Below are 15,231 nucleotides of genomic sequence, written 5' to 3'. Positions count from 1 at the left end.
GGGCGCCACCATGTGTACCCGGCGGGCGGCGTCGCCTCACCCGCGCACCGCCGACTCCACCACGGCGACGGCCTCCGCCAGCCCGGAGGGATGCGGCAGACCCGGCGCCCGCTGCCCGGCCCAGCCGGGGCCGAGGGTCATGACGACCGGCTTCCGGCGAGCGCCGCGCACGCCCCACTCGATCGCCGCGACGTGCTGGGCCAGCGGCCGGCTGGCCGTGGTCCGGGACTGCGCCCACAGGCCCACCGCGGCCGGTCCGGTCCGCCGTACGGCGGCCACGAGGGACTCGACGGGCAGCGCGCCGCCGAACATGCGTACGGGCAGGTTCCGTTCGGCCAGCGCGGCGGCGAGCACCTCGAGGGGCAGCGTGTGATTCTCCGCGGGCACGCAGGCCAGCACCGTCACGGCACCGGGGCGATCGGCGGGCACGGGGGGCGCGTGGCGCCGTAGGGCGCCGGAGACGTGCCAGGACAGGAAGTGCTCGACCTCGACGTACCTCTCCCCCGAGCTCTCCCACTTGCGGCCGACCGCCTGCAGCGTCGGCATGATCACCTCCGTCCAGGCCGCCACCAGGCCGTGTTCCTCGATCGCGTCCCTCAGCAGTCCGTCGAGGGCGGCGGCGTCGAGGCGCAGGGCCGCGCGGGCGACCCCTTTGCACTCCTGGCGCACGTCGCCGAGCCTCAGACCGCTTCCGGCCCGGCTCCGCGCGCGGACCGCCGGCCGCGGCCCGGGGGCGGGGTCCCGCGCGGGCACGGGCGCGCCCGTCGCGGTCTCGTCGAGGGCCAGGCGGGCGGCCTCGGCCGGGGGCAGTCCGGTCGCCGTCAGGGCGCACATGCGTTCCAGCCGGGCCAGGTCCTCGGGGGTCCATCGGCGGTGCCGCCCACCGGTGTGCGCGGCGGGGCCGAGGCCGTAGCGGCGGTCCCACGAGCGGACCGTCGTCGGCGCCACGCCCAGACGCCTCGCCACCTCTCCGGTGGTCAGCCCACCGGCGCGCCGCTCCTCCGCCGCGTCGTCTTCGCGCTCGTTCATGTCCACACCCCCATCTTACGACGCACAAGCGACGCATGTTGTGTGCGTTGTTTTTGCTCAGAAGACTGAACCGCACGAGCCGGTGGCAACGGCACACGCCGTCCCGACCCGCTCCGCGGGCGGCCTTCCCCGCGCACAGCGCCGACGGCAGGAGGAACAGGTCATGACCACGAACTCGCCCCACGCAGGTGTCCGGTCCCCGGTCCCCGAGGAGGCCCGGTACGAGGACGAACTCGCCCGTGGTCTGCTCGCCGCCGACGAGAACGCGTTCGCGGCCGTCTACCGGCGCTGGGGGTCGCTCGTCCACACGATGGCCACCCGCTCGCTCGGTGACACACACGAGGCCGAGGACGTGACCCAGCAGGTGTTCCTCGGCGCCTGGCGCGGACGGGACGGCTACCGCCCGGAGAGAGGTCCGCTCGGCGGCTGGCTCGTCGGCATCACCCGCCGCAAGATCGTCGACGCGCTGGCGGCCAGGACGCGGCGCCTCACCCTGATCGACTCCGTGGCCCGCGACGCCGACGGGCCGCGCCGGACCGACGGGGGACCGGACGAGGTCCTGGACCGGGTGCTCCTGGTCGACGCGCTGTCCCGGCTGCCGCGCAGCCAGCGCGAGGTGCTGTGTCTGGCCTTCTACGAGGACCTGACCCAGGCCCAGATCGCCGAGCGCACCGGCATGCCCCTGGGCACCGTGAAGAGCCACACCCGGCGCGGCCTGCTCCGGCTGCGCGAGGGGATCGAACAGGGCCGTGCCGTGGACGAGGCGGCGTAGCAGCCAGAAATGCCGTGCCGCACGCATCCACGGCGGCACCCCCGCACGAACCACCTACGAGATCGCGCAACAGGCGCATCCTCCATGAAGGGACGATCCCCATGACCTCCCGGACCCCCCTCCTCCTGGGCGCATCGGCCGGAGCCTGCGCCCTCGCCCTGGCCGTGGCCGCCCCCGCGACGGCCGCCCCCGCCGCCGACGGTGACGACAAGGCCATGGTGTCCGTGTTCCACGGCGTCCCGGGACTGACCGTGGACGTCTACGCCAACGGTGACGAACTCCTCAGCGACTTCGAGCCCGGAACGGTGACCGACCCGCAGTCGCTCGACGCCGGCACCTACGAGATCCAGGTCTTCGAAGCCGGCCAGGGACCCGACGGGACACCGGCCGTCGAAAAGGAGATCGACGTACCGGCCGGCGCCAACGCCACGGTCGCCGCGCACCTGTCCGCCGACGGCACTCCGCAGCTGACGGCCTTCACCAACGACGTCTCCGAGGTCGACGCCGGCAAGTCGAGGCTGACCGTGCGTCACGTGGCCGCCGCACCGGCCGTGGACGTCCGGGCCGGCGGACAGCCGGTCTTCAAGGGACTGGAGAACCCGAAGCAGGACACCGCCGTGGTCGACGCCGGGACCGTCCCGGCCGACGTGGTGCTCGCCGGCACCGACACCGTGGCCGTCGGACCCGCCGACCTGAACCTCGAGGAGGGAACGAGCAACATCGTCTACGCCTGGGGCAGCGCGGAGGACAAGAACCTCGCGCTGGCGACCCAGACCCTCAGCGGCATGGAATCCGCGCCGAACACCGTCAACGCGGGCGGCAGCGGCGCGGCGGCCACGCCCAACTCGTCCGACGAGTGGCTGGCCTGGGCAGCCGTGACCGGCATGGTCGCCCTGACCGGCGCCCTGCTGATCCGCCGGACCGCGAGCCGGCGTGGGTGACGTGTCACGACGACTCACCGGCCTCACCGTGGCGACCGCCGCCCTGGCGGCGGTCCTCACGTTCGGGGCCACTCCGGCGGAACAGGCCTCGCCCCCACCCGATTTCGGCGGTGCCACCGCCGCGGACGCCACCACCTCCGAGGCGTCGCCCGGCGCCGCCTCCGACCGGGCGGGCCCCTCGTCCCGGGTGCGAAGCGCGCTCCCGCCCCAGCGGATCCTCATCGACACGGTGGGGCTGGACGCCCGGATCCGGCCGGTGGGAGTCACCGGAGCGGGTGACATGGCCGTCCCGTCCGATCCGGCCGTCGCGGGCTGGTACCGCTTCGGGCCGGCCCCCGGCAGCAACCGGGGTTCCTCCGTGCTCGTCGGGCACGTGGACGGCGACACCGGAGACCTCGGCGAGTTCGCCTCGCTCTACGAGGTGAGGCCGGGAGACCCGGTCGAGGTGCGACGGGCCGGGGCCGAACCGGCCCGCTACCGCGTCACCGCGCGTTCGACGGTCCCCAAGGACTCCCTTCCGCCCTCGGCGTTCCGCAGGAGCGGCCCGCCGGTTCTCACCCTCATCACCTGCGCCCCTCCCTTCGTTCCCGGGCGGGGCGGCTACCAGGCCAATCTGATCGTCACCGCGGAGCCCCTCACCGCCTGACACCGAACGGACCCGGTACGGCGGTGAGCACGTCCGCGGACGGCCACCCGCCCGTACGGGTACGGGAGGACGGCCAAGCACACGAACAGGAGGGTGACGGTGCCGCACGTCGACCCCACGCACCTGGTGGAACTGGCGCTGGGAAACGGCGTCTCCCACCACGACGTCAGTGCCCTGCAGCACATCGCCGTGTGCCCGCGCTGCTGGGAGGAACTGAGCCTGATGACCCGTATCGTCAACGCCGCCCGCGGGGTCGAGGAGCCGGATCTGCCGACCGCGCCTCCGGACCGGGTGTGGCAGCGCATCACGGAGGAGCTGACCGGGACGGACGCACCGGCCGCTCCGCCACCCGCGACTCCGCTCCGGGGGCACCACCCGTCGTGGGCCTCCCCGCACGCCGGCCGTCTCCCGGGCGTCCGGTGCCGAAGAGCCGGTCCCGTGCTCGGCCTCGCCGCCGGCCTCGCCCTCCTGTGGTGGTGGCACCGGACCCGCTCGGGGCGCCGCCCCGCACGGGACGGGTGACCGCCCGCCCGTGCCGGCGACGGCTTCCTACGCGGCGCGCCCCGTCACGTACCAGAGGGACGGCAGTTCGACGCGGGTGCCGTCGGGGCCGTACTCCGTGGTGGTGAGCGGCAGGGTGCCGCTCGCCAGCACGGTGAGCCCGGCCGCGGTCAGGAACTCGGGCACCGCCGCGTCGGCGACCTCGCCGGGGGCTATGCCGTGCCGGAGGACCGGCGCGAGTTTGGCCGGCGGGCCGCCGGGGCCGGCCGCCAGGCTCCTCAGCACCGCGCCGGCCTCCTCGGACGGCTCGACGAGGAAGGCCCGGCCGCGCCCGCCCAGCACCGTGGCGACACCGTCCACCAAGCCCTGCCGGTCGTCGGCCTCGCACTGGTGCAGCACACCGCGCACATAGACGTTGGCGTCGCCGAGTTCCGCGTGCAGCGCCTGCGACTCGGCCTTCTCCACGGCGTCCAGCCGACGGTACGCCGCCCGGCCGGCCGGGTCCGCGCGGCGTGCGCGGTCCAGGGCCGCGGCGGACAGGTCGGCGCCGAGGACCCGGGGGAAACGGTCGGCGAGGAAACGGGTCTGGGTGCCGTTGCCGCAGCCGAGGTCCACCAGGGGAAGCCCCGGATCCGAGAGATACGGTTCGAACAGGGCGAGATGCCGGGCCACGGTGAGGGCGGGCTCCGCGTCCCAGAACACGGCACCCTGCTCGTCCGGTGCCTCACGCCAGAAGCCCTCCCAGGCCTCCCGGTACCGACTTGTCACGCTCATGACCGACTCCCCGGGGTGCGACGCCGGCCCGCCCGGTGCGGCGGGCGAGTACGGTGTATCGCGCCCCGGGCGCGCGGACAAGCGCGCGGGCGCATTCCTTCACGGCTCGTCCGCCGCGGAACGCGCCGTCGTACGACCGGCGTCGGCGGCCGCCGTGCTCAACGGCGCGGCAGCGTCAGCTCGAACCACACGCTCTTGCCGGCCGCCGTCCGGCTCGTGCCCCACTCGCGGGCGAGGGTGCTGACCACGCGCAGTCCGCGCCCGGACTCGTCCGCCGGCCGCGCGTCGGTCAGCGTCGGCAGTTCGTGGTCGTCGTCCTCCACCTCGCACAGCAGCGTGTCGCCGCGCACCAGCCGCAGGGCGACGGGGCGGGCGTGGGAGTGCCGTACGGCGTTGGTGACGAGTTCGCTCACCATCAGCCCGGCGCCGTCCACGAGTTCCGGCAGCCCCCAGTCGTGCAACTGCTCGCGGACCACCGCACGGGCCCGGCCGACCCCCGACGGCTCGGGGGCGAGCCGCCACTCGGCGACGTCGCCGGGTCCGATGCCGCCCAGACGGGCCATCAGCAGCGCCACGTCGTCCTTGCGGCCGCCGCGTGTGCTGAGCGCGCGGATGACGGTGTCGCAGGCGTCGTCCATGGACGCGGCCGGGTGGGCGGCGGACTCGCACAGCGTGGCGAGCCCGACACCGATGTCCTCGCCGCGCACCTCGACCAGTCCGTCGGTGCACATCACCAGCCGGTCGCCGGGCTCCACGCGTACCCGCACCGCCTCGAAGGGCACTCCCCCGACACCGATGGGCGCGCCCGTGGGCAGGTCGAGCAGTTCGCTGCGCCCGTCCGCGGCGCGCACCAGCACGGGCGGGACGTGTCCGGCGTTGGCGAGGTGCAGTGCACCCGCGACGGGGTCGTGGACGGCGTACAGACAGGTCGCCAGATAGGTGTCGCCGAGCCGCTGGGCCAGGTCGTCGAGATGGCGCAGGAGCTGCGCGGGCGGCAGGTCCAGGGCGGCCATGGTCTGTACGGCGGTGCGCAACTGACCCATCATCGCGGCCGCGTTCAGCCCGTGCCCCATGACGTCGCCGACGACGAACGCGGTGCGGGCGCCGGGCAGTTTGACCGCGTCGAACCAGTCGCCGCCGATCCGCCCGAGGAGGGTGCCCGGCAGATACCGGGTGGCGATGTCGCAGCCCGCCATGCGCGGCGGGATGTGCGGCAGCATGCTGTCCTGGAGCGTCTCGGCGACGTTCTCCTGGTACGTGTACATGCGGGCGTTGTCGAGCACGAGCCCCGCGCGGGCGGCGAGTTCGGCGCCGGTGGCCCGGTCCATGTCGTTGAAGACCGGCCGCTCGGGATGGCGCAGCAGGATCATGAAGCCGAGGACGGCATGGCGTGCCTTCAGCGGGACGACCAGCATGGAGCGGCCGGTGATCAGCGGCCGGATGTCACGCTTGTCGAACTGCGAGGCGATGGCGTGGCCCAACTCCTCGCTGATGCGCGGCACCAGGACGGGTTCGCCGGTGGTCATGCACTGGAAGAACGGGGTGTGCGCCGGAAAGGGCATGGCCTCCCCGACGGGCACCACGTCGTCCCAGCGGCCGGGTTCGTCGGTGTGCTCCAGGGCGACCCGGTGCCACATGGTGGTGGTGTCAGGCACGCCCTCGTCGAAGCCCTCGCCGGCGACGACCTGTTCCCGCAGATAGGTGCCGGCGACGTCGGTGAAGCGGGGCACGACGGCCTTGCTGACCTCGACGACGGTGCGGGAGAGGTCGAGGGAGGTGCCGATGCGGGAGCTGACCTCGTTGAGGAACTCCAGACGCTCGCGGACGGCGGCGTACTCGAGGTCCTCGCTCTCGTCACGCAGCTCCTCGGGCACCGGTTCGCCGGACGCCAGGGCCCGCGCGGCCCGTTCGCGGCGCTCCCGGCGCCCGGCGCGCCGGGGCACACCCCAGTCGGGGGTGACCGGGACCCGGTCGTTCCGACTGAACTCCAGTATGGGGTAACCCAGTTCCAGGACCTGCGCGACGATGCGGGCGCTGTCCTCGACGCTCATGCTGGGGAGGATCTCCGGGAGCCTGCGGGCGAGGTCCCCGGAACCGGGGAAGTCGGTGTGCAGGGCGAAGCCGGGCGCGACGCGTTCGACCACCCCGGCCCCGTCCGCACGCAGCCCCTCCGCGTCGGCGGCCAGCACCAGCAGCCGCTCCCGTCCCGAGCCCACCAGCGGATACGCCCACCACAGCACGTCGACGCGGACGGCCGGCGACGTGGCCAGACGCGCCCGGCCCGCGGCCGGGTAGGCCAGGCCTCCGCCGAGGGAGACACCCAGGCCCGGTCCCAGGCCGTCGTGGGGCGCGTACGCCCCGTACGGGGTGTCCTCCTCTTCCTCCGGTTCCTCGGGCAGTGCTCCGGTCACGGGCAGCAGGTCCACCGCCGGACGGCCGAGGGCCTCCTCCTTGGGGAGTGCGAAGAGGCGCCGCGCGCCCCTGCTCCAGTGCGAGACGAGTCCGTCGCGGTCGACGACGACCACGGCCAGCGGGATCCGGCCGGCGCGGCCCGGTCCGGTCGCCGTGCCGTCACCGGTGCGGCGATCGGGAGGTCCGTTCCGCTCGGTGCCACGGTCCATGGCCCAGGCCCTCTCTCCCCCGGCTGCGCAAGATCTGTACGGCCGCCACCACCGTACGGCCGCGGTCGGCCGCGATGTGCGGCAATACCGGAATTGCCCGCCGGGGCCCGCACCGGCGCGCGACACCCCGTGCGGCGGACCGTCTCAGTCCTCGTGCCCCAGTTGGAGGTCGCGTTCCGTACGGCCTCCGCCGGCCACCTGGAGCACGGTCGCGACCGGCGGGTAACCGGCGGCGATGACGGTGTACTCGCCGGAGGAGAGGTCGACGAAGCGGAAGGTGCCGTCGGGTCCGGTGGTGAGGGTGTCGACGACGTTGCCCGCCGCGTCCAGCAGCGTCACGCGCGCCTCCTCCACGGCCCGTCCGCCGCCCGCCCGTACCGTGCCGCGCAGCACGGCACCGCCGGCCAGCTCGACGTCCTGGCGGGTCTCGCGGGCCGCCTGGACGGTGACGGGGAGCGCGGCCGGGCGGAAGGCGGGAGCACTCGCGGCGAGGGTGTACTCGCCCGCCACCAGCTCGCTGATGACGTACCCGCCCTCGCGGCCGCTGCGGGTGCTCGCGACCACCTCCCCGTGGACGTTGGTGAGGGTGACGGCGGCGTCCCGCACCGGTGTGCCGTCGGCGGTGAGGACACTGCCGGCCAGGCGGCCCGCGCCGCCGAGGACGACGTCGAGCTCGACGGGCCGCTCGCCGACGGTCACGGAGACCGCCTGCGGCTGGTGGCCGCCGGCGGCGGCGATCAGGACGTACGAGCCCGGTCCCGGCGTGGCCAGCGCGTACCGCCCGTCCTCGCCACTGGCGCCGCGACCGGTCTGCTGCCCGCAGACGTCGATGAGGGTGAGCGCCGCGCGCGGTACGGCGGTCCCGTCGGGGTGCTGCACGGTCCCGCAGACGGGGATCCCGCCGGTGTGCGGGGCGCGGGCCTGGGGCACGCGCGTGCGGGCGTGCGGTGCTTCCTGAGCCGGGTCGGCGAGGGGGGTGTGGTGGGACACCAGTGGTTTCTCCTTGAGGAAGAAGGCGATGAACAGGCCGAGGACGAGCACCGGCACCAGGTAGAGGAAGATGCGCGGCATGGCGTCGGCGTAGGCCTGGACGTAGGCGTCGCGCAGCTCGGGCGGCAGCGCGTGCACGAGCTCCGGTGTGATCGACTCGGCGTCCGGCAGGGCGGTGCCCGCGTCCGCGGGGAGGCGCTCGGCGAGCGCGTCGGTGAGCCGGCCGGCGAAGAGGGTGCCGAAGACGGCGGCCCCGACGCTGCCGCCGATCTGGCGGAAGTAGTTGTTGGCGCTGGTGGCGGCGCCGAGGTCGGCGGGGCGCACGGAGTTCTGCACGGCGAGGATCAGCACGGGCATCACCATGCCGAGGCCGGCTCCGAGCACGGCCATCCAGATGCTGTAGTGCAGCCGGGGCGTGCCGGTCTCCAGGCGGGAGAGCAGCCACATGCCGAGGACGGAGAGGGCGGCGCCGACGACGGGGTGGCGCCGGTAGCGGCCGGTGCGGCTGATGAGCTGGCCGGAGACGACCGAGGCACCGACGATGCCGCCCATCATGGGCAGCATCAGCAGTCCGGACTCGGTGGCGCTGGCCCCGTCGACCATCTGCAGGTACGTCGGCAGATAACTGGCGGCGCCGAACAGGGCGACACCGGTCACCAGGCCCACCAGGGCGGTGACGTTGAACACGGAGTCCCGGAACAGCCCGAGCGGGATGAGGGGTTCGGCGGCGAAGCGCTCGACGACGAGGAAGAGGACGGTGGCCGCGGCGGCGCCCGCGCCGAGACCGAGCACGAGCCGGGAGTCCCAGGCGTGCTCGGTGCCGCCCCAACTGGTCAGCAGGACCAGGCAGGTGGAGGCGGCGGCCAGCAGCAGGGTGCCGAGAACGTCGAAGCGCCCCCGGGCGGCCGGCTTGGGGAGCTTGAGCACCAGGGCGACGACGACCATGGTGACGATGCCGAACGGCACGTTGATGTAGAAGCACCAGCGCCACGAGAGGTGGTCGGTGAAGTAGCCGCCCAGCAGGGGTCCGGCGACGGACGCGAGTCCGAAGGCGGCGCCGATCAGCCCCATGAAGCGGCCGCGCTGCCGTGCCGGCACGATGTCCGCCATGATCGCCTGGACGCCGATCATCAGTCCGCCCGCGCCGACGCCCTGCACCGCGCGGCAGGCGATGAGCTGGTCCATGGTCGTCGCGCGGCCGGCCAGCGCGGATCCGACGACGAAGACGAGGATCGCGAACTGGAAGACGCCCTTGCGGCCGAGCTGGTCGCCGAGCTTGCCGTAGACGGGCAGTCCGACGGTGGCGGTGAGCAGGTAGGCGGTGATCGCCCAGGACATGGTGTCCAGGCCGTGCAGTTCACCGACGATCTTCGGGAGCGCGGTGGCGACGATCATCTGCTCCAGCGCGGCGAGCAGCAGCGCCAGCATCAGCGCGACGAAGACCAGCCGGACCCGGCGCGGGCTCAGGCCCGGTTCCGCGACCGGTGCCGGGGGCGGCGGGCCCCCGGCCGGTGGTGCCGCGACCGACTCGTCCTGCGTCAGAGTGATCCCGCCCACGTGCCGCTCCCCTCGTCGCACCGCCGGACAATTCCCGCGTAAAAGCGACAACTACGAGCAAGCGCGGCGAGTTACGGGACAGAGGCGGTCCGCCGGCAGATCACCCGAACCGGTGAGGAGTCAACTCCCCACCGTTTCTCGGGCCTTGAGGACGCCGGGCGGCGGCTACTTCTCGACTTCCGTGGCCAGCTTGGCCAGCAGGGCGTCGTAGATGCGGGCGAGACCCTTGGGCGCGAAGGTCTTCTCGAAGAAGCCGCCGATGCCGCCGGCGCCGTTCCAGACGGTGGTCACGACGACCCGGGACCGGCCGTCGCCGGCGGGGGTGACGCGCCAGGTGGTGACCATGGAGGAGTTGCGGTCCTTCTCGACGAGTTCGCCGTCGGCCGGCTCGGTGACCTCCAGGAGGCAGTCGCGCACGCGCTTGCTGGTGGCCTGGAGCCTCCAGTGGACGAGGGTGCCCTCGCCGTCGCCGCCCTCGCGGACCTCGTACTCGCTGAACTGCTCGGGCAGCACCCTGCCGCGGGTGCCGCTGTAGTCGGCGAGGGCGTCGAACACCGTCTCCGCGTCCGCCGCGACGATCCGCTCCGTAGTGGCCTCGACCTGCGCCATCGCTTTCCTCCAGGGCATGGGTTCTCGGGGTCGGGGCAAGCCAACCACCCCGCTGCCCGGCCGCCCAAATCGGGGTTCCGGTTCTGACCGAACATGTCACTCGCACGATCAAGGGAACACTTGTTCTATTGTGGGGCGGAGTACAGCCACAGGAGGCGCCATGCGCTGGGAGAACCTCACCCCGGACTCCGGACACAGCCGGGCCGACGCCGCGCTGTTCGGCGCGGAGGCGGTGGTCACCCGCACCTTCGACACGCCGGAGTTCCGCGGCATCACCTTCCACGAGATCCGGGCCCGCTCGATCGTCAACCGGGTGCCGGGTGCCTCGCGCATGCCCTTCGAGTGGACGGTGAACCCCTACCGGGGCTGCACGCACGCGTGCGTGTACTGCTTCGCGAGGAAGACCCACAGCTACCTGGACCTCGACACCGGCCTCGGCTTCGACAGCCAGATCGTGGTCAAGGTGAACGCGCCCGAGCTGCTGCGGCGCAAACTGTCCTCCCGCGGCTGGCAGGGCGAGCACATAGCCATGGGCACCAACGTCGACTGCTACCAGCGCGCGGAGGGCCGCTACCGGCTGATGCCGGGCATCCTGGCGGCCCTGCGCGACCACGCGAACCCGTTCTCGATCCTCACCAAGGGCACGCTGATCCTGCGGGACCTGCCGCTGCTGCGGCAGGCGGCCGAGGTGACCGACGTGGGCATCTCGGTCTCGGTGGGCTTCACCGACGAGACGCTGTGGCGCACGGTCGAGCCGGGCACGCCGGCCCCGGAGCGGCGGCTGGACGTGGTCCGCGCGCTCGCCGGGCACGGCATCGGCTGCGGGGTCCTGATGGCGCCGGTGATCCCGTTCCTGAGCGACCGGCCGGACCAGCTGCGCGCGACCGTGCGGGCCGTCGCGGCCGCGGGCGCCACCTCCGTCACACCCCTGGTGCTGCACCTGCGGCCCGGCGCCCGCGAGTGGTTCATGGCCTGGCTGGCACACCACCACCCGCACCTGGTGAACCGTTACGAGCGGCTGTACACGGAGGGGGCCTACGCGCCGAAGTGGTACCAGCGCCGCATCACCCGTCAGGTGCACGACCTGGCCCAGGAGTACGGCATCGGCCCCACCCGCGCGGGCATGCCGCGCCGGATCCCCACCGCGGGGCCCGCCGGGCCCTCGACGGCGGAGCCCACCCAGCTGACGCTCCTCTGAGCGCATCCGAGGGCATCCGGCGGCCCAATTGGGTCAACTATCGATCGAACGCGTTCCTACGGGGTCCCACATCGGGACGATGCCGCGTGGACCGTGAGCCTCGCGGTCCGCAGCACCTCCGTCCTGGGAGGACCCCCATGAGTAAACGCGCAGCCGTGCTGTGCGGTGCCGTCGTCGTCGTGGCCGGAAGCCTCACGGCCGTCCCCGCCGAGGCCGGCACTCCGCGCGCCGCGGAATCCTTCCACGCCGCGAAGCCCGCGTGGAGGAAGTGCGGCACCGACGACCACCCGACGCTGCAGTGCGCGTCCGTCGAGGTGCCGCTCGACCACTCCGCCCCCGCGGGGCGGACGATCACGCTCGCGCTGTCCCGCGTGCCGCACACCGCGAAGAAGTACCAGGGCCCCCTGCTGGTGAACCCGGGCGGTCCCGGCGGCAGCGGGCTGACGCTCGCCGGGTTCGTGGCGTCGTCGCTGCCGGAGAAGGTGGCCGCCCAGTACGACGTCATCGGCTTCGACCCGCGCGGTGTGGGCGCGAGCGAACCCGCGCTGGACTGCGCGCCGGACCACTTCGGTGCGGTGCGCCCCGACTCGGTGCCCACCTCGCCCGAGGTGGAGCAGGCCAACCTCCGGCGTGCGAAGTCCTTCGCCGAAGCCTGCGGCCGGAAGTACGGCGACCTGCTGCCGCACATCGGCACGGGTGCCGCGGTGCGCGACATGGACGTCATCCGGCAGGCACTGGGCGCCGAGCGGATCAACTACTTCGGCTACTCCTACGGCACCTATCTGGGCACCGTCTACGCCAAGCGGTTCCCGGATCGGGTGCGGCGGCTGGTCCTGGACTCGGTGGTCGACCCCACCGAGGTCTGGTACGACGCCAATCTGAACCAGGACCACGCCTTCAACGACCGTCACCGCGCCTTCATGGACTGGGTGGCCAAGTACGACACGACGTACCGCCTCGGCACCGACCCGGAGAAGATCGAGGCCAGGTGGTACGCGATGCGCGCGGACCTGAAGAAGCACCCGGCCGGCGGCAAGGTGGGCGCCGCCGAGCTGGAGGACACCTACATCCCGGGCGGTTACTACAACGGCTACTGGCCCTATCTCGCGGAGGCGTTCTCGGCCTACGTGAACGACGGGGACGCCGAGCCGCTGATCGAGGCGTACGAGAACTTCGGCGCGAACGACGCCGCCGGGGACAACGGCTACAGCGTCTACACGGCGGTCGAGTGCCGGGACGCCTCCTGGCCGCGGGACTGGCGGCAGTGGCGCAAGGACAACTGGGAGGCCTACGCACGGGCACCGTTCATGACCTGGAACAACGCCTGGTACAACGCGCCGTGCGCGTTCTGGCCGGCCGAGTCCCTGCGGCCGGAGCGCGTCAGCAACAGCGAACTGCCGCCGGCGCTGCTGTTCCAGGCGACGCACGACGCGGCGACCCCGTACCAGGGCGGTGTCACCGTCCACCGGCTGCTGTCGCGCTCCAGCCTGGTCGTCGAGTCGGGCAGCGGCAACCACGGCATCACGCTGAGCGGGAACGCCTGTCTGGACCGGCACCTGGCCGCCTACCTGGCCGACGGGACCGTGCCGCGCGGCAGCCACGGCGAGGCGGACGCGGTCTGCGCGGCGCTGCCCGACCCGAAGCCGCTGACGTCGAAGGCGGCGCCGAACACGGCACGCGGCTCGACGCTGCACGGCCTGCTCGGCCCCCGCGGCTGAGCGCCTGACACCCCGTCGGGGGCGGGACCGACGTACCCGTGGTCCATCATGAACACATGATCGACCTGACCCGCGTCCCCGCCCCCGACGGCGTGGCCCCCGCGGCCCGGTACCCCCACGTGGTGACGGGCACGGGCCGCCTGGTCGCCGTCTCCGGCCGGCTCGCCCGGGACGAGGACGGGGAGCTCGTCGGCGCGGGGAACGCCGGGGCCCAGGCCCGTCAGGTGTTCGAGAGCCTGAGGCGCTGTCCGGCGGCGGCCGGGGCGACGTTCGACGACGTCGTGAGGCTCACCTGTTTCGTGACGGACAGGGCGCACCCGTCGGCCGTCCAGTTCGCCGGGCTGGTCCGCCAGGAGTTCCCGTCGGAGACCGAGGCCCTCGCGGTGGTGGCCGCATGAGCGGGCTCCTGGTGCGGCCCATGACCGCCGGGGACTGCGAGGGCGTCGCCGCGATCCGGATCCGCGGGTGGCAGCACGCGTACCGGGGCCTCGTCCCGCAGCCGTATCTCGACGGCCTCGACATCGGGGCGGACGCCGAGCGGCATCGCGCCCGCCTGCTGGAGGGCGACGGCAGCGCGGTCGACCTGGTCGCCGAGGCCGAGGGCGGCGAGCTCGTCGGATGGGCCGCGTTCGGTCCGTACCGGGACGGCGACGTGCGCACCGGGGACGCCGAGTTGTACGCCTTGTACCTGCGCCCCGAGCACATCGGCCGGGGTGTGGGGCGGACCCTCCTGTCCGAGGCGACCCACCGCTGCGCCTCCGCCGGCCCCCGGCGCATGTACCTGTGGGTCCTCAAGGACAACACCCGCGCCCGCCGCTTCTACGAGCGCGCGGGCTTCGGCGCGGACGGCGCCGAGGAACCCTTCGAGGTGGCCGGCGTGGCGGTGCCCGAGGTGCGGTACGCGCGGGAGCTCGGCGGCTGACGCGGGGCACCACCGGCCGGGACCCCGCGGGCACGCGGCCACCTGCCCGGCGACTCCGCTCCGGCGCGCGCATCGCCGGGAGGGCCGGAGCACCGCCCGGGCACGAACGGTGTCGCGGAACCCGCCGAGGCGGCCGGGGTGCGGTACCCGCGGGAGCGCGGCGGCCGACGGCGGGGTTACCGCTGTCCGGGGACGCGCCCCCGGGCGCCCCCCTGCCGGGGGATCCGGGTCAGGGCGCGCACCGCCGCCTCGGCCAGTGCCGGGTGGGCGAGGGCGTCGTTCAGTACGGGTTCGGCGCGCGGGTCGCCGAGTTCGCCCAGCCCGTCGACGCAGGCGAGCGCGACCCGGCGGTACGGGTCGTGGGGGCGGAGCCGGCGCCGCAGGGTGGTGATCAGGGCCGGTACCGCCTCGGGGGCGCGCAGTTCGGTGAGCAGGCGGACCGGGTGCAGGGCGTAGGCGACGCGGAGTTCGTTGGTGGCGAGGGCGGCGGCGGCGCGGGCGGTGCGCGGGTCGCCGAGGCGGGCCAGGGCGTGGGCGGCGGAGGCGCAGCGCGGCGGGTCGCGGTGGTTGAGGAGGAGGACGAGGGCCTCGAAGGCCCTGCGGTCCCCCGCCAGTCCCAGCCGGAACGCGGCCAGTTCCCGCGCCCACAGCGGCTGTCCGGGCTCGGTGAGCACGCCGGCCAGGGTGTCGGGGTCGTCGGTGGCCAGGAGACGGTCGTACGCCGCCGATCCGCCCGACTCCGCCCGTAAGCGCTCCGTGAGCGATCGCAACTCTTCGTCCATGTCCCAGAGATTAGGGGCCGGGCGGGGGTGCTCGGGACCTACATCACAAAGCAGGGGGCTGGCGCGCTCGTTACCCGCGGGTTAAGCTCAGACGAGCGAGTTACCCACTCGCCACCCTCCTCACGCCGGTCTGGTGACGCGGCCGTCGTGAGTCGCAGTCGGTTCGGTACC

At 73.8% G+C, this 15,231-nt stretch carries 14 protein-coding genes; 8 read left to right on the top strand and 6 right to left on the bottom strand.

Translation table 11 applies throughout. The features are described from left to right. Positions 1-36 precede the first annotated feature (36 nt). On the bottom strand, positions 37-1,029 hold the full coding sequence (locus tag F1615_RS22585) for a MerR family transcriptional regulator (RefSeq protein ID WP_149550867.1): 993 nt from the start codon (positions 1,027-1,029) through the stop codon (positions 37-39). 163 nt (positions 1,030-1,192) lie between these two features. Here F1615_RS22585 and F1615_RS22580 point away from each other — a divergent pair, with 163 nt between their 5' ends. From F1615_RS22580 to F1615_RS22565, 4 genes are all read left to right on the top strand, one after another. Then, positions 1,193-1,801: a sigma-70 family RNA polymerase sigma factor gene (locus tag F1615_RS22580; protein ID WP_149550866.1), complete on the top strand. Its 609-nt coding sequence runs from the start codon at positions 1,193-1,195 to the stop codon at positions 1,799-1,801. Between the two features lie 101 nt (positions 1,802-1,902). Further along, entirely contained in the window at positions 1,903-2,742 is an 840-nt protein-coding gene (locus tag F1615_RS22575) for a DUF4397 domain-containing protein (RefSeq protein WP_149550865.1), read from the top strand. A 1-nt stretch (position 2,743) separates the two neighbouring features. Next, positions 2,744-3,388, top strand: a complete 645-nt coding sequence (locus tag F1615_RS22570; protein ID WP_244328817.1) for a class F sortase — start codon at positions 2,744-2,746, stop codon at positions 3,386-3,388. 99 nt (positions 3,389-3,487) lie between these two features. After that, positions 3,488-3,910, top strand: a complete 423-nt coding sequence (locus F1615_RS22565; protein WP_149550863.1) for a hypothetical protein — start codon at positions 3,488-3,490, stop codon at positions 3,908-3,910. Between the two features lie 27 nt (positions 3,911-3,937). Here the strand turns inward: F1615_RS22565 and F1615_RS22560 are convergent, their stop codons facing one another. From F1615_RS22560 to F1615_RS22545, 4 genes are all read right to left on the bottom strand, one after another. Continuing rightward, positions 3,938-4,663 carry a class I SAM-dependent methyltransferase gene (locus F1615_RS22560; RefSeq protein ID WP_149550862.1) on the bottom strand — a complete coding sequence of 242 codons (726 nt, stop codon included), beginning with the start codon at positions 4,661-4,663 and terminating at the stop codon, positions 3,938-3,940. Between the two features lie 158 nt (positions 4,664-4,821). Further along, a complete protein-coding gene (locus F1615_RS22555; protein WP_149550861.1) occupies positions 4,822-7,284 on the bottom strand; it encodes a SpoIIE family protein phosphatase in 2,463 nt (820 codons plus the stop codon). Between the two features lie 144 nt (positions 7,285-7,428). Then, the gene (locus F1615_RS22550) at positions 7,429-9,831 is read right to left on the bottom strand and encodes an MFS transporter (RefSeq protein ID WP_149550860.1); all 2,403 of its coding nucleotides are present in this window, start codon (positions 9,829-9,831) and stop codon (positions 7,429-7,431) included. Positions 9,832-9,996: 165 nt separating this feature from the next. Then, entirely contained in the window at positions 9,997-10,440 is a 444-nt protein-coding gene (locus F1615_RS22545; protein WP_149550859.1) for an SRPBCC family protein, read from the bottom strand. A 160-nt stretch (positions 10,441-10,600) separates the two neighbouring features. Here F1615_RS22545 and F1615_RS22540 point away from each other — a divergent pair, with 160 nt between their 5' ends. The 4 genes from F1615_RS22540 (at position 10,601) to F1615_RS22525 (ending at position 14,278) form a co-directional block, all read left to right on the top strand. Next, complete coding sequence (locus tag F1615_RS22540) at positions 10,601-11,638, top strand: Rv2578c family radical SAM protein (protein ID WP_149550858.1); 1,038 nt, start codon at positions 10,601-10,603, stop codon at positions 11,636-11,638. Between the two features lie 137 nt (positions 11,639-11,775). Further along, positions 11,776-13,356 (top strand): alpha/beta hydrolase, encoded by a 1,581-nt coding sequence (locus F1615_RS22535; protein WP_149550857.1) that lies wholly within the window; start codon positions 11,776-11,778, stop codon positions 13,354-13,356. Positions 13,357-13,412: 56 nt separating this feature from the next. Continuing rightward, complete coding sequence (locus F1615_RS22530) at positions 13,413-13,754, top strand: Rid family hydrolase (protein WP_149550856.1); 342 nt, start codon at positions 13,413-13,415, stop codon at positions 13,752-13,754. Beyond that, positions 13,751-14,278, top strand: coding sequence for a GNAT family N-acetyltransferase (locus F1615_RS22525; protein ID WP_149550855.1), 528 nt, complete (start codon positions 13,751-13,753; stop codon positions 14,276-14,278). The genes F1615_RS22530 and F1615_RS22525 overlap by 4 nt, the downstream gene beginning before the upstream one ends. Before the next feature lie 176 nt (positions 14,279-14,454). On the opposite strand, the gene F1615_RS22520 is transcribed toward F1615_RS22525, so the two are convergent. After that, positions 14,455-15,060 (bottom strand): adenylosuccinate lyase, encoded by a 606-nt coding sequence (locus F1615_RS22520; protein WP_149550854.1) that lies wholly within the window; start codon positions 15,058-15,060, stop codon positions 14,455-14,457. Between the last annotated feature and the right edge of the window lie 171 nt (positions 15,061-15,231).

This window comes from Streptomyces marokkonensis (assembly GCF_008312835.1).
GTDB classification, from domain to species: domain Bacteria; phylum Actinomycetota; class Actinomycetes; order Streptomycetales; family Streptomycetaceae; genus Streptomyces; species Streptomyces marokkonensis_A.
The sequence above is the reverse complement of the archived record's forward strand: the minus strand, read 5'-3'. Positions and strand labels throughout refer to the sequence as shown.

What these genes read in the sequence shown, in the direction of transcription:
- F1615_RS22530 (WP_149550856.1), top strand. Translation starts at nt 13,413, where the DNA reads ATGATCGACCTGACCCGCGTCCCCGCCCCCGACGGCGTGGCCCCCGCG.
- F1615_RS22585 (WP_149550867.1), bottom strand. Translation starts at nt 1,029, where the DNA reads ATGAACGAGCGCGAAGACGACGCGGCGGAGGAGCGGCGCGCCGGTGGG.
- F1615_RS22580 (WP_149550866.1), top strand. Translation starts at nt 1,193, where the DNA reads ATGACCACGAACTCGCCCCACGCAGGTGTCCGGTCCCCGGTCCCCGAG.
- F1615_RS22575 (WP_149550865.1), top strand. Translation starts at nt 1,903, where the DNA reads ATGACCTCCCGGACCCCCCTCCTCCTGGGCGCATCGGCCGGAGCCTGC.
- F1615_RS22535 (WP_149550857.1), top strand. Translation starts at nt 11,776, where the DNA reads ATGAGTAAACGCGCAGCCGTGCTGTGCGGTGCCGTCGTCGTCGTGGCC.
- F1615_RS22540 (WP_149550858.1), top strand. Translation starts at nt 10,601, where the DNA reads ATGCGCTGGGAGAACCTCACCCCGGACTCCGGACACAGCCGGGCCGAC.
- F1615_RS22525 (WP_149550855.1), top strand. Translation starts at nt 13,751, where the DNA reads ATGAGCGGGCTCCTGGTGCGGCCCATGACCGCCGGGGACTGCGAGGGC.
- F1615_RS22545 (WP_149550859.1), bottom strand. Translation starts at nt 10,440, where the DNA reads ATGGCGCAGGTCGAGGCCACTACGGAGCGGATCGTCGCGGCGGACGCG.
- F1615_RS22555 (WP_149550861.1), bottom strand. Translation starts at nt 7,284, where the DNA reads ATGGACCGTGGCACCGAGCGGAACGGACCTCCCGATCGCCGCACCGGT.
- F1615_RS22560 (WP_149550862.1), bottom strand. Translation starts at nt 4,663, where the DNA reads ATGAGCGTGACAAGTCGGTACCGGGAGGCCTGGGAGGGCTTCTGGCGT.
- F1615_RS22520 (WP_149550854.1), bottom strand. Translation starts at nt 15,060, where the DNA reads ATGGACGAAGAGTTGCGATCGCTCACGGAGCGCTTACGGGCGGAGTCG.